This is a genomic window from Amycolatopsis sp. NPDC098790, from assembly GCF_044759945.1.
Taxonomy (GTDB): domain Bacteria; phylum Actinomycetota; class Actinomycetes; order Mycobacteriales; family Pseudonocardiaceae; genus Amycolatopsis.
Window position 1 is genome coordinate 2,610,603 of the sequence record NZ_JBIWAI010000001.1, and the last position, 22,122, is coordinate 2,632,724.

Sequence of the window (22,122 nt, forward strand, 5' to 3'; positions counted from 1 at the left end):
GAATCTCTCTATGTGAATATCTTAGCTACAAAGAGATTAGATTGACAAGGAGACCGGTCTCCCAGGGCGTGGGAACGGTTGGGTACTCCGTTCGGCCCAAGTAGCTTCGGACCAACAGACCCCTTGAGCCGCAAGGAGAAACCGATGAGCGCGGACGACACCTCGGCATGGTCCTTCGAGACCAGGCAGATCCACGCGGGCGCCGCGCCGGATCCGGCCACCGGCGCGCGGGCGACGCCGATCTACCAGACGACGTCGTACGTCTTCCGCGACAGCCAGCACGGCGCCGACCTGTTCAGCCTCGCCGAGCCCGGCAACATCTACACGCGGATCATGAACCCGACCCAGGACGTGCTGGAGCAGCGCGTCGCCTCGCTGGAAGGCGGGGTCGCGGCGCTGGCGTTCGCGTCCGGCTCGGCGGCGACCACCGCGGCGATCCTCAACCTGGCGGGTGCGGGCGACCACTTCGTCTCGAGCCAGTCGCTCTACGGCGGCACCTACAACCTCTTCCACTACACGCTGCCGAAGCTCGGCATCGAGGTCACGTTCATCGACGACCAGGACGACCTCGAGCAGTGGCGCGCCGCCGTCCGGCCGAACACGAAGTTCTTCTTCGCCGAGACGCTCGCCAACCCGGGCAGCAACGTCCTCGACATCCGCGGCGTCGCCGATGTCGCGCACGAGGCCGGCGTCCCGCTGCTGGTCGACAACACCATCCCGACGCCTTACCTCGTAAGGCCGATCGAGCACGGCGCCGACGTCGTGATCCACTCGGCCACCAAGTACCTCGGCGGCCACGGCACGACGATCGCCGGCGTCCTGGTCGACGGCGGCGCGTTCGACTTCGGCAAGGACCCGGCGAAGTTCCCGGGCTTCACCGAGCCCGACCCGAGCTACCACGGCCTGAAGTACTGGGAGGCGCTCGGCCCGGGCGCGTTCGCGGCGAAGGCGCGCGTGCAGCTCCTGCGTGATACCGGCGCGGCGATCGCCCCGTTGAACAGCTTCCTCATCCTGCAGGGCATCGAGACACTGTCTCTGCGCATCGAGCGGCACGTGCAGAACGCGCAGGCGCTCGCGGAGTGGCTCGAACAGCGTGACGAGGTCGATACGGTGTATTACGCGGGACTGCCGTCCAGCCCGTACCACGCGGCGGCGCAGAAGTACCTGCCGCGCGGCGCGGGCGCGGTCCTGTCGTTCGAGCTGCGCGGCGGCGTCGAGGCGGGCCGGAAGTTCGTCGACGGCACCGAGCTGCACAGCCAGCTGGTCAACCTCGGCGACGTCCGCAGCCTGATCGTGCACCCGGCGTCGACCACCCACAGCCAGCTCGCGCCGCAGGAGCAGCTCGCCAGCGGCGTCACGCCGGGCCTGGTCCGGATCGCCGTCGGGTTGGAGGGGATCGAGGACCTCAAGGCCGACCTGGAAGCCGGCTTCCGGGCGGCCAAGGCGGAACTGTGACCGTTACCGGCGCTTGGCGGATCGGTGATCCGCCGGGCCGCCGTCAGTTCGTCACCGGCCCCGGCGCGCTCGCGCTGGAGGCCGGTGGCGTGCTGCCGTCCTTCACGATCGCGTACGAGACGTGGGGGACGCTGAACTCCGACGCGTCCAACGCGGTCCTCGTCGAGCACGCATTGACCGGCGACAGCCACGCGGCCGGGCCGAAGGTGCCCGGGCACCCCAGCGCGGGCTGGTGGGACGGGCTGATCGGGCCCGGCAAGGCGTTGGACACCGGCGAGTTCTTCGTCGTGGTCCCGAACGTGCTCGGCGGGTGCCAGGGCTCGACCGGCCCGTCGTCGGACCTGGACGGCAAGCCGTGGGGCAGCCGGTTCCCGGTCGTGACGGTCCGGGACCAGGTGGCCGCGGAAGCCGTGTTGGCGGACGCGCTGGGCATCGACCGCTGGGCGGCCGTCGTCGGCGGCTCGATGGGCGGGATGCGCGCGCTGGAGTGGGCGGTGACGCTGCCCGCGCGGGTGGCGTCGGTGCTGGTCCTGGCGTCGACGGCGCGGGCGTCGGCCGAGCAGATCGCGTGGGCGGCCCCGCAGCTGCACGCGATCCGGTCGGACCCGTTCTTCCATGGAGGCGACTACTACTCGGCGTCTTCGGGCCCCCAGGCCGGGCTCGGCATCGCGCGGCGGATCGCGCACGTCACCTACCGCAGCGAGCCGGAGCTGGCCGAGCGGTTCGGCCGGGCGTACCAGGGTGACGAGGACCCGTTGCGGGGCGGGCGGTTCGCTGTCGAGTCCTATTTGGACCACCACGCGGACAAGCTGGCGGGCCGATTCGACGCGAACAGCTACCTGGTGCTGACGGAGTCGATGAACACCCACGACGTCGGCCGCGACCGCGGCGGAGTCGCGTCGGCGCTGGGCCGGGTGACGGCTCGATCGGTGATAGGGGGAGTCGACAGCGACCGGCTCTACCCGCTGTACCAGTCGGCGGAGATCGCGGCGGGCATCTCGGACGCGCCGGAGCCGGCGGTGGTGACGTCGCCGTACGGCCACGATTCGTTCCTGATCGAGACCGGCCAGATCGCGGCGCTGGTGAAGCAGCTCATCGGCTAGAAACGCGCTCTCCCCAGCGAACCAGGGTGTTCGCCACCCGCCGCGACGCGCCCGCCGCGTACTCGCCGACGCGTTCGGCCGCGCGGTCGGACAGCTTCGCCACTCGCCATGCGACGTCGTCCGCGCGGTCGCCCGCTTCGTCGCCTGCCGTCGTGATCCGGTCGGCGAGCCGCCCCGTGCCCGCGGCCAGCAGATCCTTGAGCGCCATGGCTTTCCCCTCCGCTAGAGCATTCCGGCGCGGCGCCACAGCACCGCGCTCGGGCCGCCGATCAAGTCGTTCTCCCGCAGGAACCGGACGAGCTTCCGGGCCCCGAAGGCCAGCGTCTCCCGCCGGTGCGGGTTGGTCCGCGCGGCGGCCACCGCGACGCCCGGGTCGATTCCCGCGCGCAGGTACTGCCGTGGCCGCGAAAGCAAGCGGGACATCAGCAACGCGCCCACCGCGACGACGATCCGCGCGAATTCCTTGCGCCACCACGGCGCCCGCGCCAGCGACCTGACCAGGTCGTCGCGCGCGTACCGGACGTGCCGCGCCTCTTCGGTGACGTGGATGCGCATCACCGCGCGGACCACCGGCTGCACGGACTCGTCGTCGAGGTGTTCGCGCTGCAGCGCGTCGAAGATCTCCTCGCCGATCAGCGTCGCCACCCACATCGCCGGCCCGTGCAGGATCACCGGGAGCGCCTGCGCGGACAGCTGCAGCCAGCGGTTGTTGCGGTACGGCCGGCCGCCGACGCGCTCGATCAGCGTCGCGAACATCGTGGAGTGCCGGCACTCGTCGGCGACCTCGGTCAGCGCGTAGTGCACGTGCCGGGTCGTCGGGTCCTGGCGGTAGGACGCGCGCAGCAGCATCTGCATGAGGATCAGCTCGAACCAGATCCCGACGCTGACGGTGTTCACCAGTTCCTGGCGCGACAGCTCGATCCGCTGCGCGCGGCTCAGCGTGTCCCACACCGGCGTGCCGTACAGGGAAACGAGCTTCTCGGGGATGAAGAACTGGTCGTCGTTCAGCGGGGCGGCCCAGTGGACGTCGACGCCGGGGTCGTAGGAGAGCCGGGCGCTCGAGCGGAGCAGCCGTTCGGCGGTGGCTTCGCGATCACCCATCCGTGCCTCCCTGTGTCGTTTAACACTAGAACGCATGAAACAATCTCCGTCAAGATGTAAAGTCGGTACATGCGCGACCTCCTGAAACACGCACTCGAAGCCGAACTGCCCGGCGACGAGACCGCGGAACGGATCATGGGCGCGGCGCTCACCCAGGCCGAGGACTTCGGGCTGCGCCGGTTCACCGTGGACGACGTCGCGCGCCGCGTCGGCCTCTCGCGGGTGACGATCTACCGCTACTTCCCGAAGAAGGACCAGCTGCTCGGCGCGCTGATCCAGCGCGAGATGAAGCGGTTCCTGACGAAGGTCGACGCCGTCGTCGAGGCGCAGGCGACCCCGGAGGAGAAGCTCATCGAGGGGTTGAGCTTCTCCCTCGGGTACCTGCGGGGGCACCGGCTGCTCAACCGCCTGCTGCGCACCGAACCCGAGCTGATCCTCCCGCACCTGACCGTCCAGGCGGGCGGCCTCTTCGCGGCGGCCCGGGCGCGGATCGCGGCGCACTTCCACGCGGAGATCGCGGCGGGCCGGCTCAGCCTGCCCGCCGGGGACGTCGACGGCATGGCCGAGCTGCTGATCCGGATCGTCGTGTCCCTGGTGCTGACCCAGGAGACCGTCCTGCCGGTGGACGACGACGCCCAGCGCCGCCGGCTGGCCGAGCTGTACCTGGCGCCGATCGTCCGCTCGCTGCGTCCTTGACTCAGCCCTGTCGCGTGGGCCGGATGGTGAGGTCGCCGATCTCGACGTCGTCCGGCTGCTCGATGGCGAACGCGATCGCCCGCGCCACGGCGTCGGGGCTGATGCCGAGCGTCGCCATCGCCTGCTGGGCCTGCTCGCGCTGCGCGGGGTCCTCGACGTAGTCGACGAGTTCCGTGCGCACGTAGCCCGGCGAGATCGACGTCGTGCGCAGGGCACCGTCGGTGGACTCCTGGCGCAGTGCTTCCAGCAGCGTCCGCACGGCGTTCTTGGTCCCCGCGTAGACGGCCTGGGCCGGGACGATCTTCAGCCCCGACGTCGAGACGGTCGTGACGAAGTGGCCGCGGCCCTGCGCGCGGAACACCGGGAGCGCGGCGGCGATGCCGTGCAGGACGCCGCGGAGGTTGACGTCGATCATCGCGTCCCAGGCGTCGACGTCGAGGTCGGCCACCGGTGCGATCCGGGCGACGCCGGCGTTGCCGACCAGGACGTCGAGCCGTCCGAAGCGGTCGACGGCTCGCGTGACGAGCCGCTCGAGGTCCGCGCGCCGCGTCACGTCGACGTCCAGCACTTCCGCGCGGCCGCCGTCGTCGCGGATCTTCCGCGCGAGCGCTTCCAGCCGGTCGGTGCGCCGCGCGCCGAGCACGACGGCCGCGCCGCGGCTCGCCAGCTCCCGCGCGGTCGCTTCGCCGATCCCGCTGCTCGCGCCGGTGATCGCGACGACCTTGTCCAGTCCGTTCGTCATGGTGCCCTCCGTTAAACTGACAACTGTCCGTTTAACTGTAGCGGACACTTGTCCACTTATGTGAGGAGAGTGCCGTGGCCGGGCGTGAGCGCCGTTCGGACGCCGTCGCCAACCGCGACCGGATCGTCGAGGCTGCACGGGCGGAACTGAGCGAGTCCAACGGCGCGGCCGACGACCTGAAGCTGCACCGGGTCGCCAAGGCCGCGGGGGTCGGGCAGGGCACGCTCTACCGGCACTTCCCGACGCGCGAGCACCTGCTGGCGGAGGTCTACCGGGCCGAGCTGACCCAGCTCGTCGAGACGGTCGCGCCCCTGCTCGCGCAGCATTCCCCGCTCGACGCGCTGGCCCGCTGGCTGGAGCGGCTGGTCGAGTACGCGCGCGTCAAACGCGGGGTGATGGCGGCGATCGAGGTGCCGGCGTGGCAGGACCTCTACGCCGGCCAGCACCACCGGCTCGACGAAGCGCTCGAAACGCTGCTGGACCAGGGAAAGGCGGCCGGGGAGATCCGCGCCGGGGTCGACGCCGCCGACGTCATCCTGCTGCTCGGAGCGCTTTCGCGGATCCCGGAAGCCGAGTGGGACGACCGCGCGCCGCGGATCGTGGCGGTGATCGTCGACGGTCTCCGCGCCTAGTCGGAGACGGCTTCCGAGATCCAGGGGGCCACCGGCAGGTCGCGGTCCAGGCATTCGACCGACAGCCGGATCGTCCAGCGCAGTGCCTGCAGCACCAGGCTGTCCACCTCGTCGGGCGCCGCGTTGGCGAGGGCGATCTCGACCTGCTCCTGCGCGGCCTCGGTGTTGCCGTGGACCTCCGCCAGCAGCGTCCGGACGGCGGTCCGCACCGGCGGGTCGGCCTGGTCGATCGAGACCTCTTCGCCGTCCTCGTCGAAGACCTGGACCTTCACCGGCGCGCTGCCGCCGTCGCCGAGGGTGGAGACCATCGCGCTGCACTCGCCGAACAGCAGCAGCATCAACGCCTTCGTCTCGTCGGCCCGGGCCTGCGGTTCGGCGGCCGTCGGCGCGACCTCGACGAGGGCTTCGGCGTCGTCTCCGAGGCTCAACGCCGTCAGCGCGCGCTGAGCCTTCTCGACGAGCCCCTGCTCGTTCCAGTCCGCATCCACGTGCCCCATCAAACACCAGCGACGGCGGTCGTGGGGATACCTTGATCCGGGTCGGTCATCCGGCCGCGCGGAGCGCACCCAGCGCGAGCCGGGAGAGCAGCTCGGCGAGTTCGCCATCACCGAGATGGCGGTTGTACGGCGTCGAGTTGATCAGTCCGAACACGGCGTGTGCCGCCGACCGCGCGTGCCGTTCTCCCAGTTCCGGCCTGGCTTTCCGGATCGCGCCGACCCACACCTCGACGTACTGGCGCTGCAACGCGCGCACCTGCTTGCGGTCGGCGTCGGTGAGGTTCGCGAGGTTGCGTTCTTGAACGGTGATCAGGGCCGGGTGCGCGAGCGCGAAGCCGACGTGGAAAGCGACGAGCCCGGTCAGCGTGTCGTCCGCCGAGCCGGGCCGGTTCGCCCACCTCGTGCCGCCGTCGAGCAGGTAGCGGCTGATCGAGTTCAGCATCTCGCCGAGGATCGCGTCCTTGCTGCGGAAGTGCCGGTAGAGCGCGGGCCCGGAAATCCCGACGGCGGCACCGATGTCGTCGATGCCCACGCCGTGGAACCCGTGGTGGGCGAACAGCTCGGCGGCCGCGGCCAGGATCTGCTCGCGCCTGCTCGCCTTCTCGCCGTTGACGAGCGGGGTGGAGTTGGCCGCCATCCGGTCATAGTAGAGCGGCAGGTTAGCGAGCGCTAACACCCAGTGGCACCGGTCTCGGTCCCGGGGCGTCGGCGGTTACCCGTGGCGCGGCCGGAGCAGGTCGCGATCGCGACGGCTGCCGACACCGCGGCCGCGAGAGGCTGCCCTTGGGAAAGGAGGACTTCCACGAAACACGCGAGCAGGCCGAAGCGGATCAGCTGGAACGCGCTGGGGGCGGCGAGCAGTCGATCCGGCAAGTGCCGGCCCGAAGCCGGTGTCGCGGGATACTCGGAGGAGGCAGGGGACATCGCCGAGCCTTTCTCTACGCTGGGACGGGTTCTGCGAAGCCGACCAGGCGGTCGCGGTGACTACCGCGAATCTATGCGGCGAGACGCCTGAGTGGCGCTGCCGAGCGTGTCGAATCTCGCTTGCTCGGTTTGTAGGTTCTCTACAAACCTGATCCAGTATCGGGTCGCTGTAGCCATGCTGGATTATCCAGTTTCTACATATCAAGCTCTACTGTGACTCGGCCGCCGACCGCTGTCGCCAAGGCGCCACCTTCTCGTCTGAAGTCATCCGGCTAACACCCAGTGGCGCCGGTCTCGGTCCGCGGCGGGTCACCGGCTCGGGTGAATCTCCCCGCGCGCCGACGGCGTCCGGCCCGGACGGGCCCGTGAATCTGGCAAAACTCCCAGTCGGGGAACGGTGACACTGTTCCCGCCTTCCGGCGTGAGCCGAGTGGGTTACTTACAGGTAACTAGGGGTTCCTTGTGGGGCTTCCACCTGCTGTGCTTTCAGGGTCGGTTCTGTCACAAAGGAGTGGTCCATGGGGGTTCCGATCCGTCTTTCGCGACGGTTTGTCCAGAGGTTGAGCACGGCCCTCGGGGCCGTCGTCCTGTCCACCCTCGGCGTCGTGGGCACCGCGCACGCCGCCGGGACCGTCTACGCCGCGCTCGGCGACTCCTACTCCTCGGGAGTCGGCGCCGGCAGCTACGGCAGTTCCGGGAGCTGCTACCGCAGCTCCAACGCCTACGGCCAGCTCTGGGCCAACGCCCACAGCGGCACGTCGTTCACCTTCCTCGCCTGCTCGGGCGCGAAGACCGGCGACGTCATCAGCCAGGCCAACTCCATCCCCTCCAACGCGACCCTGGTCACGGTCACCGTGGGCGGCAACGACGCCGGCTTCAGCGACGTGATCCAGACCTGCACCCTCGGCAGCGACGCGACCTGCACCGCCCGCGTCAACACCGCGAAGACCTACGTCAACAACACCCTGCCCCCGTTGCTGACCAACACCTACAACGCGATCAAGGCCAAGGCCCCGGGCGCCAAGCTCGTCGTCCTGTCCTACCCGCGCTTCTACACCGTGCCCGGCTCCTGCTGGGTCGGGCTCAGCGACGCCAAGCGGACCGCGATCAACTCCGGTGCGGACACCCTCGCCTCGGTGATCCAGTCGCGCGCGGCGTCGGCGGGTGCGACGTTCGTCGACGTCCGGCCGTCGTTCGTGGGGCACAACATCTGCTCCTCGGCCGACGACTACCTGCACAGCCTCACCTGGCCGGTGATCGAGTCCTACCACCCGACGGCGGCCGGGCAGTCGGGCGGCTACTACGCCCCGCTGCGCAACGCCATCGGCTGACGTCCCTCCCGCGGAGGCCACCCCGGTTCGCCGGGGTGGCCTTTTCGGCATTCCGACGACTGGACACCCACGTTAGCGGTCGCTAACATCGGGACGGAGGTTAACGCCCGCTAACTTCGAGGGAGCCCATGGACACGCCGGCACTGGGGACTTCGGCTGCCCCGGACAGCGAGGCCTACGCCCGCAACGCCACATCCCACGCGGAGCTCGTCGAGGACCTCCGCAAACGCTTGTCCGCCGCCCGCCTCGGCGGGCCGGAGAAGTCGCGGACGCGGCACGTCGAACGCGGCAAGCTGCTGCCGCGCGACCGCGTCGACACGCTGCTGGATCCGGGTTCGCCGTTCCTGGAACTGTCGCCGCTGGCCGCGAACGGGCTGTACGACGACGAAGCGCCGTCCGCGGGCATCATCACCGGGATCGGACGCGTGTCCGGCCGCGAGTGCGTGGTCGTCGCGAACGACGCCACCGTCAAGGGCGGCACGTACTACCCGATGACGGTGAAGAAGCACCTGCGCGCCCAGGAGGTCGCGCTGCACAACAACCTGCCGTGCGTCTACCTGGTGGACTCCGGCGGCGCGTTCCTGCCCAGGCAGGACGAGGTCTTCCCGGATCGTGAACACTTCGGCCGGATCTTCTACAACCAGGCGACGATGTCCGCGCGCGGCATCCCGCAGATCGCCGCGGTGCTCGGGTCGTGCACCGCCGGCGGCGCGTACGTCCCGGCGATGAGCGACGAAGCCGTGATCGTCCGGAACCAGGGCACGATCTTCCTCGGCGGCCCGCCGCTGGTGAAGGCCGCGACCGGCGAGGTCGTCACGGCCGAGGAACTCGGCGGCGGCGACGTCCACTCGCGCCAGTCCGGCGTCACCGACCACCTGGCCGACGACGACGCCCACGCGCTGCGGATCGTCCGCCAGATCGTCTCGACGCTCGGGCCGCGCACCCCGCGGCCGTGGGACGTCCTGCCGACCGAGGAGCCCGCGGTCGACCCGGCCGAGCTGTACGGCGTAGTCCCGACCGACCCGCGCACCCCTTACGACGTAAGGGAGGTGATCGCACGGATCGTCGACGGCAGCCGGTTCGGCGAGTTCAAGAAGGAGTACGGCGCCACGCTGGTCACCGGCTTCGCCCGGATCCACGGCCACCCGGTGGGGATCGTCGCGAACAACGGCGTGCTGTTCGCCGAGTCGGCGATGAAGGGTGCGCACTTCATCGAGCTGTGCGACAAGCGTTCGATCCCGCTGTTGTTCCTGCAGAACATCACGGGGTTCATGGTCGGGCGCGCGTACGAGGCCGGCGGCATCGCGAAGCACGGCGCGAAGATGGTCACCGCGGTGGCCTGCGCGCGGGTGCCGAAGTTAACGGTCGTTATCGGCGGCTCGTTCGGCGCCGGCAACTACTCGATGTGCGGCCGGGCCTATTCGCCCCGGTTCCTCTGGATGTGGCCGAACGCGCGGATCTCGGTGATGGGCGGCGAGCAGGCGGCGTCGGTGCTCTCGACGGTCCGCCGCGACTCGATCGAAGCCCGCGGCGGCGAATGGTCCACCGAGGACGAAGAGGCGTTCAAGGACCCGATCCGCGAGCAGTACGAGGCGCAGGGCAGTCCGTACTACTCGACGGCGCGGCTGTGGGACGACGGCGTGATCGACCCGGCGGACACCCGCACGGTGCTCGGCCTCGCGCTCTCGACCGCGGCCAACGCGCCCTTGGCCGATGTCAACTACGGCGTCTTCCGGATGTGAGGCAGATGTTCGACTCAGTGCTGGTCGCGAACCGCGGCGAGATCGCCGTCCGGGTCATCCGCACGCTGCGGGCGCTCGGCATCCGCGCGGTCGCGGTGTACAGCGACGCGGACGCCGACGCCCGGCACGTCCGGGAGGCCGACGCGGCGATGCGCATCGGCCCGGCCGAAGCCGCGCGCAGCTACCTTGCGATCCCGGCCATCGTGGACGCCGCCGTGGCGTCGGGTGCGCAGGCCGTGCACCCGGGTTACGGCTTCCTGGCGGAGAACGCCGAGTTCGCGCGCGCCTGCGAGGCCGCCGGGCTGGTGTTCATCGGCCCGCCGGTCGCGGCGATCGACGCGATGGGCGACAAGATCCGCGCCAAGGCGACGGTCTCGAAGGCCGGCGTCCCGGTGGTGCCCGGAGCGTCCGATGTGGACATTCCGGAAGGCGGCTTTGCGGAAGCGGCCGGAAAAGTGGGCTATCCGCTGCTGCTCAAGCCGTCCGCCGGCGGTGGCGGCAAGGGCATGCGGCTGGTGCACGCCCCCGAGGAGCTGGACGCCGCGATCGAGTCGGCGCGGCGCGAGGCCAAGGGGTCGTTCGGGGACGACACGCTGCTGATGGAGCGGTTCGTCACGACCCCGCGGCACATCGAGATCCAGGTCATGGCCGACCGGCACGGCAACGTCATCCACCTCGGCGAGCGCGAGTGCAGCCTGCAGCGTCGCCACCAGAAGATCATCGAGGAAGCGCCGTCGGTGCTGCTGGACGACGCCACCCGCGAGAAGATGGGCTCGGCCGCGGCCGAAGCCGCGCGTTCGGTCGGGTACGTCGGCGCGGGCACGGTCGAGTTCATCATGTCGGCGAAGAACCCCGACGAGTTCTTCTTCATGGAGATGAACACCCGGCTGCAGGTGGAGCACCCGGTCACCGAGCTGGTCACCGGCCTCGACCTCGTCGAGTGGCAGGTCCGCGTCGCGGCGGGGGAACTCCTTGCCGTCAAGCAGGAAGACCTCGTCCTCAATGGACACGCGGTCGAAGCGCGCGTGTACGCCGAAGACCCGGCGCGCGGGTTCATCCCGACCGGCGGGACGGTGCTGGCGGTGCACGAGCCGGCCGGCGACGGCGTCCGCGTCGACTCGTGGATGACGCGCGGCGCGGTGATCGGCTCGAACTACGACCCGATGCTGGCCAAGGTCATCGCCTGGGGCCCGGACCGCGCGGCCGCGCTGCACCGGCTCGACCGCGCGCTGGCCGACACGGCGCTGCTCGGCGTCGGCACCAACACGGCGTTCCTGCGTGGGCTTCTGGCCGACGACGACGTCCGCGCCGGCCGGCTCGACACCGAGCTGGTCGACCGGCGGCTGGCCGATTTGGTCTCGTCGGACGTGCCCGCGGAGTTCTTCGTCGCGGCCGCACTGGACCGGTTCCTCGAACTGCAGCCGGCAGGGTCCATTGTGGACCCGTGGGACGTGCCGGACGGCTGGCGGATGGGCGGCTCCGGCGGGGTCGTCCTCCGGCTCAAGTCCGGTGCCGAGCGCGCCGTGGTCCGGGTGCAGGGCACGCCGGCCGACGCGACCGTCTTCGTCGACGACGGCGACCCGGTGCGTGTTTCGGCCCGCCGCGACGGCGACGTCCTGGAGGTCCGCCACGCCGGCGGGTTCCACCGCTACCGCCACGCCTGCGGTCCGGACCGGACGGTCTGGCTCGCGCGTGACGGGCGGAGCTTTCCCTTCGGGGAGCAGGAGTTCGTGCTCTCGTCCCGCGGCGAGGCCGCCGGGGCGGGGCCGGTCACCAGCCCGATGCCGGGCACGGTGCTCGTCGTGAAGGTCGCGGCCGGCGACGTCGTCAAGGCCGGCACGCCGCTGCTCGTGGTCGAAGCGATGAAGATGGAACACACGGTCACCGCGCCGATCGACGGCGTCGTCAGCGAACTCCCCGTCCGGGCCGGCCAACAGGTCGCGCTGGACGAAACCCTTGCCGTAGTCACGCCCCAAGAGGAGCAGCAGTGATCGACTTCCGCCTGGACGAGGAGTACGAGGCCCTCCGCAAGACCGTCGAGGACTTCGCGCACGCCGAGGTCGCGCCGGTCATCGGCGAGCTGTACGAGAAGGAAGAGTTCCCGTACGCGATCGTCGCGAAGATGGGGGAGATGGGCCTGTTCGGCCTGCCGTTCCCCGAGGAGTTCGGCGGCATGGGCGGCGACTACTTCGCGCTGTGCCTGGCACTGGAAGAACTGGCCCGGGTCGACTCGTCGGTCGCGATCACCCTGGAGGCCGGGGTTTCCCTCGGCGCGATGCCGATCTACCGCTTCGGTTCCCAGGAACAGAAGGAAAAGTGGCTGCCGTCGCTGTGCGAGGGCACGGCGCTGGGCGGCTTCGGGCTGACCGAGCCGGGCGGCGGCTCGGACGCGGGCGCGACCCGCACGCGCGCCACTTTGGACGGTGACGAGTGGGTGATCAACGGCAGCAAGGCGTTCATCACGAACTCGGGCACGGACATCACGCGGCTGGTCACGGTCACCGCAGTCACCGACGTGATGGAGAACGGCCGCAAGGAGATCTCGGCGATCATCGTCCCGTCGGGCACGCCGGGCTTCGAGGTGGCGCCGAAGTACTCGAAGGTCGGTTGGAACTGCTCGGACACGCACGAGCTGTCCTTTTCGGACGTCCGCGTTCCGGCGGAAAACCTAGTCGGGGTCCGGGGCCGCGGGTACGCCCAATTCCTGTCCATTCTGGACGAAGGCCGCGTCGCGATCGCCGCGCTGTCAGTAGGTCTGGCGCAGGGCTGCGTCGACGAATGCCTGAAGTACGTCAAGGACCGCGTCGCGTTCGGCAAGCGGATCGGTGAGTACCAGGCGATCCAGTTCAAGGTCGCCGACATGGAGGTCCGCACGCACACCGCGCGCCTGGCGTACTACCAGGCGGCGTCGAAGATGCTGCGCGGCGAGCCGTTCAAGAAGGAGGCGTCGATCGCGAAGCTGGTCGCGTCGAACGCGGCGATGGACAACGCGCGCGACGCGACCCAGATCTTCGGCGGTTACGGCTTCATGAACGAGTTCCCGGTGAGCCGCTTCTACCGCGACGCCAAGATCCTCGAGATCGGTGAAGGGACGAGCGAGGTGCAGAAGATGCTGATCTCCCGGCACCTCGGCGTTGCCTGAAAGTCGTGAAGGCCTCCTCGCCGGCTTTGTGACCGGCATGGAGGCCTTCACGGGCGCTTTCTAGTGCGGCTGCTGTTGCTGCTGCTGTTCCTGCTGCTTCTTGTCCTCTTCGGCCCACGCGGCTTCGGCCTGCATCTGGATGTCGGTCAGGCCGCGGTCGACCTGCACGATGTCCTTGCCCACCCAGCCCACGAAGTTCTTCGAGCTCTTCGCGTCGGAAAGCGCCTTCAGCATCGGGTAGTAGTCCGGGGCCTTGGCCTTCAGCCAGTCGTCGACGAACTTCATCTTCTTGTAGCTGTCGCCGAACTTGGTCTTGAGCCAGTCCTCGTGCTTCTTGATCGTCGAGATGTCCTGGTCGCTCAGGTGCGACTTCGGCGGCGCCGGCTTCGGCGCGGGGGCCGGCTCCGGCGGCTTCGGCAGCGGCCGCGAGAAGTTCGGCGTGGTGCCGTCGCCCGGCGGGCGGGTGCTCGGCGTGGCGCCGCCGCCCGGGGTGTCGTGCGTGACCGCGGTGCCCGGCGGGGGCAGCGGCCGGGAGAAGTTCGGGGTCGTGCCGTCGCCCGGGGGCCGGGTGCTCGGCGTGGCGCCACCACCACCGGGACCGTCGTGGGTGGTCGCCGTGCCCGGCGGCTTCGGCAGCGGCCGCGAGAAGTTCGGCACCCCGCCACCGTTCGGGGGCAGGTTGCTCAGCTCGTGACCCGCGCCCGAGGAGCCCGGCTTTCCCTTGACCAGCTTCGAAAGCCCGGTGAGGCGGGCCAGCGTGCGGCCGGCGTAGGCGACGACCTTGGCGAGCTTCGCCATCATCGCCGCGACCTGCACCGACACGGTCGCGACGCACTTGGTCACCCCGACGGCGATCGACGCGCCGAAGGTCGGGATGGCGAGCGCGAGCGCGATCAGCATCGTGGAGATGATGTCGCCGAGGATCGTCGTGATGATGTCTCGCAGCAGCGAGCGGACCGCGCCGATCAGCGCCCCGGTGGTCTCGACCATGTAGCCGGCGACGTCGGCCGCCTTGGCGTTGGCGTCGATCCAGCCCTTCCGGTCGTTGATCGACTTCAGGAAGCTGTCGTAGCCCTTGCCCTGCCACTGGGTGATCGTCGACTTGAGGGTCTCGTCCAGCGAGGTGCCGGTGTTGCGCAGCGACTCGCCGATCTTGTGCAGCTCGTTGGCGACCTTCGTGACCTCCGAAGGGTTTCCCGCGACCTGGTCGAGCGGCCACTTGAGGAACGAGACGTGCTCGATGAGCCAGCCCAGGCCCGCGGCGATCAGCTTGGCGAGGGGGTCCATCGCGAACGCGACGGTGTCGAGGACGGCGCTGATGACGTTGATGCCCAGCTCGACGCTGACCGCCGCGAGGTCGCCACCGTGTTCGGTCTGGACCTTGCCGATCGAGTCGCCGACCTGCTTCCAGCTGTCGAAGACACCGGCGCCCGTCGTGGAGTTCGCGGACGTGATGGGGACGGTCACTTGCCCAGCTCCGTTTCGAAGGTGCTCAAACCCTGCGCCGTGTTCGAGTCGTGGGTCTGGTACGTCTCGGCGGCCTTCTTCACGTCCTCGGCGGACTTGCCGATGTCGCCGACGAGCTTGTTGATCTCCCCGGTGATCACCGCCATCGTGACCCGCGACGGGACGGCGAGGACCTGCGCGAGCAGGATGCCGAACGCGGCGTTGTCGAACCCGTTGGCCGCCTGCATCCGGTTCGCGGCGTCCTGCACCGCCGGTTGCGTGGTGCCCGACAGGAACTGGCTGAACTTCTGCAGCTCGGCCGGGTCGACCGAGAAACCTTCTCCGGAAACCACTGGTTTCTCCTCCTGCTACCAGGGATTGCTGTCGCCGTCGTCCTCGTCCGGCGCGGGCCGGGGACGACGACGCGGCTGGTCGCGCTGCGGCTGCGGCGGGCCCGCCGGCGGGCGGTGCGGGGGCGCGGGCGGCCGCGGCGGGCGGTCTTCCGCTTCCTGCTCCGGCATGAACACGTCACTCTTGTCCGCCGGCGGTCCGGCGTCCGGCTCGGGCGCGGGCAGGAACTCGTCCAGCAGTTCGCGGGCGGCCGAGCTTTCGCCGACCATGCCATCGAAAGCGCTGGCGACCTGGGCCGAAACCTTCTGCTGCGCGCGGCCGATCAGCTGCATCACCAAGCCGGACAACGCTTGCGGCGGGCGCTCGTACGCGCGGGGGCCGAACCGGAGCTCCTGCAGCACGCCGCTCGGGCCGACGGTCACCGAGACCGCCCCGTCCGGCGACTGCACGCTGGCGGTGGCTGATCGGAGCGCTTCCTGCGCGGTTGCGGCTTTTGCCCGGATTTCTTCGAGTTCGACGGTGAACGCGGCCAACGGATCGCCCGGGGGCACTGACTGAGTCAATTCGTCCTCGTCGCGGGAGAGGTGGGGAACGGCCGAAGTCAATCAGCGCTCTTTGAAGCTCGGATGACGCGCACCGAGCCGACGGCTTAACGCGGCGTGGATCGCCGAAGTCGGCCCGCGCGTACGCGTGGTGCGGTAAACAAGGGCATGGACAACACCGTCATCCGATCGGGTGACTCTGGGGACGCCGAAACGCTGCTGGGCTTCTTCGACGAGGCCGTCGAATGGCTCGTCGCGCGCGGCAGCTCGAAGCAGTGGGGAACCGAGCCGTGGAGCCGGGTCCCGAAGCGCGTCGAACGCGTCAAGGGCATGGCCGCGGACCCGGGTCTGCGCATCGCGGTGGTCGACGGCGAGCCGGCCGGTGCGCTGATCGTCTCCGAGGAGCACGATCCGCACGTACCGCCGGTTAACGAGCGTGAACTGTACGTCCGGCTGCTGATCACGTCGCGGCGGTTCACCGGACGGCGCGTCGGCGGGCGGCTCATCGAGTACGCGCTCGACGAGGCGCGGCGGCGCGGCATCGACCTCGTGCGCGTCGACTGCTGGGCCGGTGGCGACGGTGCCTTACAGCGTTATTACGAGAGTCAGGGCTTCAAGCCGACTGTGCGGTTCCACGTCGACGAGTGGGTCGGGCAGGTCCTCGAGCAACGCGTGGGGTAGCGCGATCGCGGGCCAGGGGTGACACTGTTGACGCGGTGCCAACAGACGAAGGAGTCGCCATGGCCGAGGAGCTCGCGGGCAAGGTCGTCGTCATCACCGGCGGCGGGCAGGGGATCGGCGCGGCGACCGCGTCGGCGCTGTCCCGGCTGGGCGCGAAGGTGGTGATCGGCGACCTCGACCAGGTCCGGGCCGAGAAAACGGCCGGCGAACTGGACGCCGAGGCGCTCCCGCTGGACGTCACCGACATCGCCGGCTTCACCGAGTTCCTCGACGAGGTCGAACGCCGCCACGGCCGCATCGACGTGCTGATCAACAACGCCGGGATCATGCCGCTGGCGCGCCTCGAAGAGGAGAGCGACGCGACGACCCGGCGTCAACTGGAGATCAACCTGCACGCCGTGATCCACGGGACGCGCGAGGCGGTGAAGCGGATGCGGCCGCGGCGAAGCGGCCACATCGTCAACGTCGCTTCCTTCGCGGGCAAAGCGGGCTTTCCCGGCGCGGCGACGTACTGCGCGACGAAGCACGCCGTCGTCGGGCTGTCCGAGGCGGTGCACCTGGAGTTGCACGGCAGCGGGGTGCACGTTTCGTGCGTGATGCCGGCGATCGTGCGGACGGAACTCGCGAGCGGCCTCGGCGAGGCGAAGTTCTTCAAGTCGTCGCGGCCGGAAGATGTGGCCGACGCCATCGTATCCACGCTGCGCAAGCCTCGTTTCGAGGTCTTCGTGCCCCGGTCCGTGGGAACTATGGGCAAGCTCACCCGGCTGCTCCCGCGACGAGCCGGCGAAGCGCTCTCCCGCGTGTTGAAAGCCGACCAGCTTTTGGCTTCAGCGGCCCATTCGCCGGCTCGCGCGGAGTACGAGGCGCGCGCGGCGGAAAGCGCGCCGGGGGCGGCCCAGGAGTAACTCGGACGGCCTAGCGACTGTCCGAATTGGACGTGACCGGTGTTGAGTCCACCGGCCTGACCGGGCAAGATTGACCGGAAGTGCCCGGGGGACGTCGCAGGAGGCTTTCGCAATGGTTTCACCGCCCGCACGACTGGCCGCGGCGGCGTCGAACGTGGTCGGCAAGGTGCTGCACGGCGGGGTCGCCGACCTGCGCCCGATGCCGCGGGTGCTGATCGACCAGGGCCCCAACCGCTCGGTGTACCGGATGACGCACAGCAGCCGCCCGGTGTCCGGGCCGCCGGTCCTGCTGGTGCCACCGCTGGCCGCGCCGGCGATCTGCTTCGACCTGCGCCGCGGCTGCAGCCTCATCGAGCACCTGGTCGAGCGCGGCCGCAACGCCTACCTCGTCGACTACGGCATGGTGGCGTTCTCGGACCGCCGTCTGGGCATCGAGCACTGGATCGACGAGGTGCTGCCGCGGGCGATCCGGAAGGTGAGTGCCGACGCCGGCGGCCAGGACGTCCACCTGGTGTCGTGGTCGCTGGGCGGGATCTTTTCGTTGCTGGTGAACGCCGACCAGCCGGACCTGCCCATCGCGTCGATCACCGCGATCGGCTCCCCGGTGGACTTCACGGCGATCCCGATCGTGGCGCCCTTCCGCCCGCTGGTCGACCTGACGAACGGCCACCTGCTGACGCCGATCTACCGCGCGTTCGGCGGCGCACCGTCCTATTTGGTCAGCCGCGTGTTCCGCGCGACGGGCATCAGCAAGGAGATCACGAAGCCGATCGCGATCCTGTCGCACCTCGACGATCGCGACTACCTCGCGCAGATCGAGGCCGTCGACCACTTCATGAGCAACATGTACGCCTACCCCGGGCGGACGTTCGGCCAGCTGTACCACCGGTTGTTCCGCACGAACGACCTGGCGGAGGGCAAGGTGGACTTGAACGGACGGATCATTTCCCTGTCGTCGGTGCGGGTCCCGACGCTGGTGGTGGCGGGCGAGAACGACACGATCGCGCCGCGGCCGTCGGTGGAGCGGGTCGTGGAGCTGCTGGACAAGGCCCCGGAGGTCCGTTTCAAGACGGCGCCGGGCGGGCACCTGGGCGTCCTGACCGGCCGCAAGGCCCGCGGGACGACGTGGCGCTACCTCGACGAGTTCCTGGACGACCGGATCCCGGCCTCAGCCGACTAGGTCGATCTCGAACGGCTCGGCCGCGCTGTAGCGGACGTCGGCCCAGACCGCGCCGGGCACGTCGTACCGCCGGTGCGACGTCAGCCGCGCGTCGTACCCCGGCAGCTGCGCGGGGTTGTGGCCGACGCCCTCGTGGTCGGACCCCCACGCGAGGATGCCGCCCACCCACATCGGTTTCGAGGAGCCGTCCCCGCCCAGCCGCGGCCGGACGACGATCGCGGAGCCGGCGCTGCCGGACAGGAAGACGCGCACGGTGTGCTCGCCGCCGTCCGGCGGGGTCACGGTGATCCGTTCCAGGATCTCGACGCCCGCCGCCTGGAGCGCGGCGCCGGGGTTGGCGGCGCGCTCGCGCAGCCAGGCGGTGTCGATCCCGACGGGGTCGATCTTCCGGCCGACGGGCAGGCAGACGTCCTTGTGCCCGGCGTAGCGTTCGACGCCGCGCGACATGTAGCGCAGCAGCGCGGCGACGAGCCGGGGGTAGGCGTCCAGCTGGGCGTCCGTCCAGCCGCCGGCGCCCGCGGATTCGGCTTCGATACCGAGGAATTCGTCGTTGACGTCCAGGAACCCGAGCCACCGCGAGGCCCCGGCGTGGTAAGCACAGCCGGCGGCGACGACGTAGATGGTGCCGCTGCGCCCGAGCCCGAGGTTGCACAGCGGCCCGGCGAGATCGGGGCGGCCGTTGGTGACGATGTCGAGCGAGGGGTAGTCCCCGGGAGCGGAGTCCGAGGTGGCGGTGTGGTGCCCGACAACGCCTTCGACAACGCGCATGCCGCCGTGACCCCGGGTCTGCCACCCGGGAACCTCGACAACGGGATAACCGGTGCTCCGGGCGGCGTCGACGAGCCAGGGAACGTACACGGATCAGCCCTCCAGCCCGTCGTAGGCCCCGGACTCGGCCTCGGTGTCGGGAGCGGCCGGATCCGCGATGCGGGCATCGAGAGCGGACCGGGCTTCCTCGAGGTCTTTGGGACCTCGCCGATCGGCGTCCCAGCCTTCGGCGTCCCATTCCGCGGGTGTCTTGATGGGCGTGGAGTCTTCGGGCTGGTGAACGATGAAGTCGGTCACGATCGGCCTCCCTGGACCCCGAGGGTACCGGAGGCCGACCGCGCGCGACGTCACTTCAGTTCGGCGGAGGACTTGCCGAGGATGCGGCGGGCCACGATGAGCTGCTGAATCTGCTGCGTCCCCTCGAAGATGTCCAGGATTTTGGCGTCCCGGGCCCATTTTTCGAGCAAAGACTCTTCACCGTAAGCCCCGGTGAGCTCGACGCACTTCAGTGCGATCTCCACCACCGACCGGCCCGCCTTGGCCTTCGCCATCGATGCCTGCAGCGAGTTCGGCTTGCGGTTGTCCGCCATCCACGCCGATTCCAGCGTCAGCAGGTACGCCGACTCGTAGTCCGCTTCCAGGCGCAAGAACTCCGCCGCCGCGGCGTGCTGGGAGTTCGCCGGGCGGTCGTAGTCGATCGAAACGCCCGCGTCGGACAGGATCGTGCGTGTTTCGTCCAACGCTGCACGGGCGACGCCGATCGCCATCGCCGCCACCAGGGGGCGCGTGTTGTCGAACGTCTGCATGACGCCCGCGAAACCCTTGGCCGTCTCGATCTCCGGCGTGCCCAGGAGGTTCTCCTTGGGAACGCGGCAGTTCTCGAAGCGCAGCACCGCCGTGTCCGAAGCGCGGATGCCGAGCTTGTGCTCGACGCGCACCACCTCGAAGCCCGGCGTGCCCTTCTCCACCACGAACGACTTGATCGCCGCGCGGCCCTGGGACTTGTCCAGCGTCGCCCACACGACCACCGCGTCCGCGCGCTCGCCCGACGTCACGAAGATCTTCTCGCCGTTGAGGACGTAGTGGTCGCCGTCCAGCTTCGCCGTCGTGCTGACCGCCGCGGAGTCCGAGCCGAACGAGGGCTCGGTGATCGCCATCGCCGCCCACATGCCGGAGAAGCGCTCGAGCTGCTCGTCCGTCGCGACCGAGCCGATCGCCGCGTTGCCGAGGCCCTGGCGCGGCATCGACAGCAGCAGGCCGACGTCGCCCCAGCACATCTCGATCGTGCCGAGGACGACGTTCAGGTTGGCGCCGTTGCGGTTGCCCTTCTCCTTCTCGTCCTTCGAGCGGCGCACGCCCGCCGCGCCCGCGCCGCCCTCGCCGGAGGAGTTGAGGCCGTCCAGCAGCGCCGCGAACATGTCGAGCTCGCTCGGGTACGTGTGCTCCGCGCGGTCGTACTTGCGCGAGATCGGCCGGAACACCTCGGCCGCGGCCTGGTACGCCTGGTTGATCAGGGCGCCGGCCTTCTTGGGAGCTTCCAGGTTGATCATGAGTCAAAGCCCTTTCTAAAGAAGGACGGCGCCTTCCATGACGCCGATGGCGCGCAGGTCGCGGTACCAGCGCTCGACCGGGTGCTCCTTGACGAAGCCGTGCCCGCCGAGCAGCTGCACGCCCGCGCTGCCGATCTGCATGCCCTTGTCCGTGGCCAGCTTCCGGGCCAGCGCGACCTCGCGCGCGTAGGACTTGCCCTGCTCGGCCCGCGCCGCCGCGCGCAGCGTCACCAGGCGCAGGCCTTCCAGCTCGATCGCGATGTCCGCGACGGAGAACGCCACCGCCTGCCGGTGGCTGATCGGCTCGCCGAACGCCACCCGCTCGTTGACGTAGGGGACGACGTAGTCGAGGACGGCCTTCGCGGTGCCGGCGGCCAGCGCCGCCCAGCCCAGCCGCGAAAGGCGGACGAGGTCGGTGAAGACGTCGAGCTTGCCGCCGCCGAGCAGTGCGCCCGCGGGCAGGTTGACGTGCTCGAGGTGCAGCTTGCCGGTCGCGGCGCCGCGCAGGCCCATGGCCGGCTCGCCCTCGATGGACACGCCCGCGGTCGACGACTCGACGAGGAACAACGCTGGGCCGCGGCCTTCGAGGTCGGCCGAGACGATGAACAGCTCCGCCTGCGCCGCGCGCGGGACCAGCGACTTCACGCCGTCGAGCTGGTAGCCCTTCGGGGTGCGACGCGCCTTCGTCGCGGGCTTGAACGGGTCGTAGAGCGCTTTCTGCTCCTGCAGCGCCAGCGCCGCGGCGGGGACGTTCTCGCCGACGAACGCGGGCAGGTAGTCGGCCTGCTGCTGCTCGTCGCCCCAGCTGACCAGCGCGGTGCTGACCGCGGAGGGCGCGAGGACGGCCACGGCCAGGCCGAGGTCGCCGTGCGCGAGCGCTTCCGCGACGAGCGCGTTGGTGACGACCGAGCGTTCGGTGCCGACGCCGCCGAGCTCCTCGGGGATGCCGACCAGGCTGATGCCCAGCTCGGCGGCCCGGGTCAGCAGGCCTTCGGGCGCCTCGAGCTTGGCGTCGGCGTCCGCGGCGGCCGGGCGCAGCTGCTCGGCGGCGAACTCGGTGACCGTCTCGACGATGAGCTGCTGGTCCTCGCTCGGCGTGAGGTCGAACAGCCCGGTGTCGGCGGACGGCGCGAGCCGGGCGGGCTTGCCCAGCTTCTGCACCGACTTGAACGACCGGGTCGCCGCGCCGGCGACGCGGAAGCCGTTGCGCGTTCCCGCGGTGACCAGGCCTTCGATGGGCTTGCGCAGCCCTGCCCGATCGACGACCTTGCTCCCGGCCAGCCGGGTCAGCGCGGAAAGGCCCCAGCCCATCGCGTCCCGTTTCCTTGGCGCAG

23 protein-coding genes are annotated in these 22,122 nt (G+C 70.1%); 11 read left to right on the forward strand and 12 right to left on the reverse strand.

The genetic code is table 11. The features are described 5' to 3' along the window. Positions 1 to 144 precede the first annotated feature (144 nt). Both ACIQWX_RS13020 and ACIQWX_RS13025 read left to right on the forward strand, forming a co-directional pair. Entirely contained in the window at positions 145 to 1,455 is a 1,311-nt protein-coding gene (locus ACIQWX_RS13020; RefSeq protein ID WP_400868899.1) for a bifunctional o-acetylhomoserine/o-acetylserine sulfhydrylase, read from the forward strand. Continuing rightward, entirely contained in the window at positions 1,452 to 2,558 is a 1,107-nt protein-coding gene (locus tag ACIQWX_RS13025) for a homoserine O-acetyltransferase (protein ID WP_400868901.1), read from the forward strand. The genes ACIQWX_RS13020 and ACIQWX_RS13025 overlap by 4 nt, the downstream gene beginning before the upstream one ends. Here ACIQWX_RS13025 and ACIQWX_RS13030 read toward each other — a convergent pair. After that, on the reverse strand, positions 2,548 to 2,766 hold the full coding sequence (locus ACIQWX_RS13030) for a hypothetical protein (protein WP_400868903.1): 219 nt from the start codon (positions 2,764 to 2,766) through the stop codon (positions 2,548 to 2,550). The two genes, ACIQWX_RS13025 and ACIQWX_RS13030, sit on opposite strands and share 11 nt — an antisense overlap. 14 nt (positions 2,767 to 2,780) lie before the next feature. Beyond that, positions 2,781 to 3,659, reverse strand: coding sequence for a diiron oxygenase (locus tag ACIQWX_RS13035; RefSeq protein ID WP_400868905.1), 879 nt, complete (start codon positions 3,657 to 3,659; stop codon positions 2,781 to 2,783). A 69-nt stretch (positions 3,660 to 3,728) separates the two neighbouring features. On the opposite strand from ACIQWX_RS13035, the gene ACIQWX_RS13040 reads away from it, so the two are divergent. Next, on the forward strand, positions 3,729 to 4,355 hold the full coding sequence (locus ACIQWX_RS13040; RefSeq protein WP_372664007.1) for a TetR/AcrR family transcriptional regulator: 627 nt from the start codon (positions 3,729 to 3,731) through the stop codon (positions 4,353 to 4,355). Between the two features lies 1 nt (position 4,356). On the opposite strand, the gene ACIQWX_RS13045 is transcribed toward ACIQWX_RS13040, so the two are convergent. Then, positions 4,357 to 5,097 (reverse strand): SDR family oxidoreductase, encoded by a 741-nt coding sequence (locus ACIQWX_RS13045; protein ID WP_400868907.1) that lies wholly within the window; start codon positions 5,095 to 5,097, stop codon positions 4,357 to 4,359. Between the two features lie 74 nt (positions 5,098 to 5,171). Here ACIQWX_RS13045 and ACIQWX_RS13050 point away from each other — a divergent pair, with 74 nt between their 5' ends. Continuing rightward, complete coding sequence (locus ACIQWX_RS13050) at positions 5,172 to 5,729, forward strand: TetR/AcrR family transcriptional regulator (protein ID WP_400868910.1); 558 nt, start codon at positions 5,172 to 5,174, stop codon at positions 5,727 to 5,729. On the opposite strand, the gene ACIQWX_RS13055 is transcribed toward ACIQWX_RS13050, so the two are convergent. Together ACIQWX_RS13055 and ACIQWX_RS13060 are read right to left on the reverse strand one after the other, a co-directional pair. Continuing rightward, positions 5,726 to 6,226 (reverse strand): hypothetical protein, encoded by a 501-nt coding sequence (locus tag ACIQWX_RS13055; protein ID WP_400868912.1) that lies wholly within the window; start codon positions 6,224 to 6,226, stop codon positions 5,726 to 5,728. The genes ACIQWX_RS13050 and ACIQWX_RS13055 overlap by 4 nt on opposite strands. Positions 6,227 to 6,272: 46 nt before the next feature. Continuing rightward, positions 6,273 to 6,863, reverse strand: coding sequence for a TetR/AcrR family transcriptional regulator (locus tag ACIQWX_RS13060; protein WP_400868914.1), 591 nt, complete (start codon positions 6,861 to 6,863; stop codon positions 6,273 to 6,275). 847 nt (positions 6,864 to 7,710) lie between these two features. Here ACIQWX_RS13060 and ACIQWX_RS13065 point away from each other — a divergent pair. The 4 genes from ACIQWX_RS13065 to ACIQWX_RS13080 all read left to right on the forward strand — a co-directional run bounded on the left by ACIQWX_RS13065 (position 7,711) and on the right by ACIQWX_RS13080 (position 13,365). Beyond that, on the forward strand, positions 7,711 to 8,481 hold the full coding sequence (locus ACIQWX_RS13065) for an SGNH/GDSL hydrolase family protein (protein ID WP_400869581.1): 771 nt from the start codon (positions 7,711 to 7,713) through the stop codon (positions 8,479 to 8,481). Between the two features lie 128 nt (positions 8,482 to 8,609). Beyond that, entirely contained in the window at positions 8,610 to 10,223 is a 1,614-nt protein-coding gene (locus ACIQWX_RS13070) for a carboxyl transferase domain-containing protein (protein ID WP_400868916.1), read from the forward strand. Positions 10,224 to 10,228: 5 nt separating this feature from the next. Beyond that, positions 10,229 to 12,214: an acetyl/propionyl/methylcrotonyl-CoA carboxylase subunit alpha gene (locus ACIQWX_RS13075; RefSeq protein ID WP_400868918.1), complete on the forward strand. Its 1,986-nt coding sequence runs from the start codon at positions 10,229 to 10,231 to the stop codon at positions 12,212 to 12,214. Further along, positions 12,211 to 13,365, forward strand: a complete 1,155-nt coding sequence (locus ACIQWX_RS13080) for an acyl-CoA dehydrogenase family protein (RefSeq protein ID WP_400868920.1) — start codon at positions 12,211 to 12,213, stop codon at positions 13,363 to 13,365. Before ACIQWX_RS13075 ends, ACIQWX_RS13080 begins: the two co-directional genes overlap by 4 nt. Positions 13,366 to 13,425: 60 nt before the next feature. Here the strand turns inward: ACIQWX_RS13080 and ACIQWX_RS13085 are convergent, their stop codons facing one another. Genes ACIQWX_RS13085 through ACIQWX_RS13095 form a run of 3 tightly spaced genes read right to left on the reverse strand, consistent with a single transcriptional unit; the run spans position 13,426 to position 15,713 of the window. Beyond that, positions 13,426 to 14,832 (reverse strand): hypothetical protein, encoded by a 1,407-nt coding sequence (locus tag ACIQWX_RS13085; protein WP_400868922.1) that lies wholly within the window; start codon positions 14,830 to 14,832, stop codon positions 13,426 to 13,428. Beyond that, positions 14,829 to 15,164 carry a hypothetical protein gene (locus tag ACIQWX_RS13090; RefSeq protein ID WP_400868924.1) on the reverse strand — a complete coding sequence of 112 codons (336 nt, stop codon included), beginning with the start codon at positions 15,162 to 15,164 and terminating at the stop codon, positions 14,829 to 14,831. Before ACIQWX_RS13090 ends, ACIQWX_RS13085 begins: the two co-directional genes overlap by 4 nt. Before the next feature lie 15 nt (positions 15,165 to 15,179). Then, complete coding sequence (locus tag ACIQWX_RS13095; protein ID WP_400868926.1) at positions 15,180 to 15,713, reverse strand: YbaB/EbfC family nucleoid-associated protein; 534 nt, start codon at positions 15,711 to 15,713, stop codon at positions 15,180 to 15,182. Positions 15,714 to 15,872: 159 nt separating this feature from the next. Between ACIQWX_RS13095 and ACIQWX_RS13100 the strand changes: the two genes are divergently transcribed. The 3 genes from ACIQWX_RS13100 to ACIQWX_RS13110 all read left to right on the forward strand — a co-directional run bounded on the left by ACIQWX_RS13100 (position 15,873) and on the right by ACIQWX_RS13110 (position 18,470). Continuing rightward, entirely contained in the window at positions 15,873 to 16,385 is a 513-nt protein-coding gene (locus tag ACIQWX_RS13100; protein WP_400868928.1) for a GNAT family N-acetyltransferase, read from the forward strand. A 59-nt stretch (positions 16,386 to 16,444) separates the two neighbouring features. Beyond that, the gene (locus ACIQWX_RS13105) at positions 16,445 to 17,290 is read left to right on the forward strand and encodes an SDR family oxidoreductase (protein WP_400868930.1); all 846 of its coding nucleotides are present in this window, start codon (positions 16,445 to 16,447) and stop codon (positions 17,288 to 17,290) included. A 112-nt stretch (positions 17,291 to 17,402) separates the two neighbouring features. Beyond that, positions 17,403 to 18,470, forward strand: a complete 1,068-nt coding sequence (locus tag ACIQWX_RS13110; protein WP_400868932.1) for an alpha/beta fold hydrolase — start codon at positions 17,403 to 17,405, stop codon at positions 18,468 to 18,470. On the opposite strand, the gene ACIQWX_RS13115 is transcribed toward ACIQWX_RS13110, so the two are convergent. The 4 genes from ACIQWX_RS13115 to ACIQWX_RS13130 all read right to left on the reverse strand — a co-directional run bounded on the left by ACIQWX_RS13115 (position 18,459) and on the right by ACIQWX_RS13130 (position 22,099). Further along, the gene (locus ACIQWX_RS13115; RefSeq protein WP_400868934.1) at positions 18,459 to 19,238 is read right to left on the reverse strand and encodes an N-acetylmuramoyl-L-alanine amidase; all 780 of its coding nucleotides are present in this window, start codon (positions 19,236 to 19,238) and stop codon (positions 18,459 to 18,461) included. The genes ACIQWX_RS13110 and ACIQWX_RS13115 overlap by 12 nt on opposite strands. Before the next feature lie 93 nt (positions 19,239 to 19,331). Next, positions 19,332 to 19,535: a hypothetical protein gene (locus ACIQWX_RS13120; protein ID WP_400868936.1), complete on the reverse strand. Its 204-nt coding sequence runs from the start codon at positions 19,533 to 19,535 to the stop codon at positions 19,332 to 19,334. A 50-nt stretch (positions 19,536 to 19,585) separates the two neighbouring features. Continuing rightward, positions 19,586 to 20,788 carry an acyl-CoA dehydrogenase family protein gene (locus ACIQWX_RS13125; protein ID WP_400868938.1) on the reverse strand — a complete coding sequence of 401 codons (1,203 nt, stop codon included), beginning with the start codon at positions 20,786 to 20,788 and terminating at the stop codon, positions 19,586 to 19,588. A gap of 15 nt (positions 20,789 to 20,803) precedes the next feature. Further along, positions 20,804 to 22,099: an acyl-CoA dehydrogenase family protein gene (locus ACIQWX_RS13130; protein WP_400869584.1), complete on the reverse strand. Its 1,296-nt coding sequence runs from the start codon at positions 22,097 to 22,099 to the stop codon at positions 20,804 to 20,806. Positions 22,100 to 22,122: the final 23 nt, after the last annotated feature.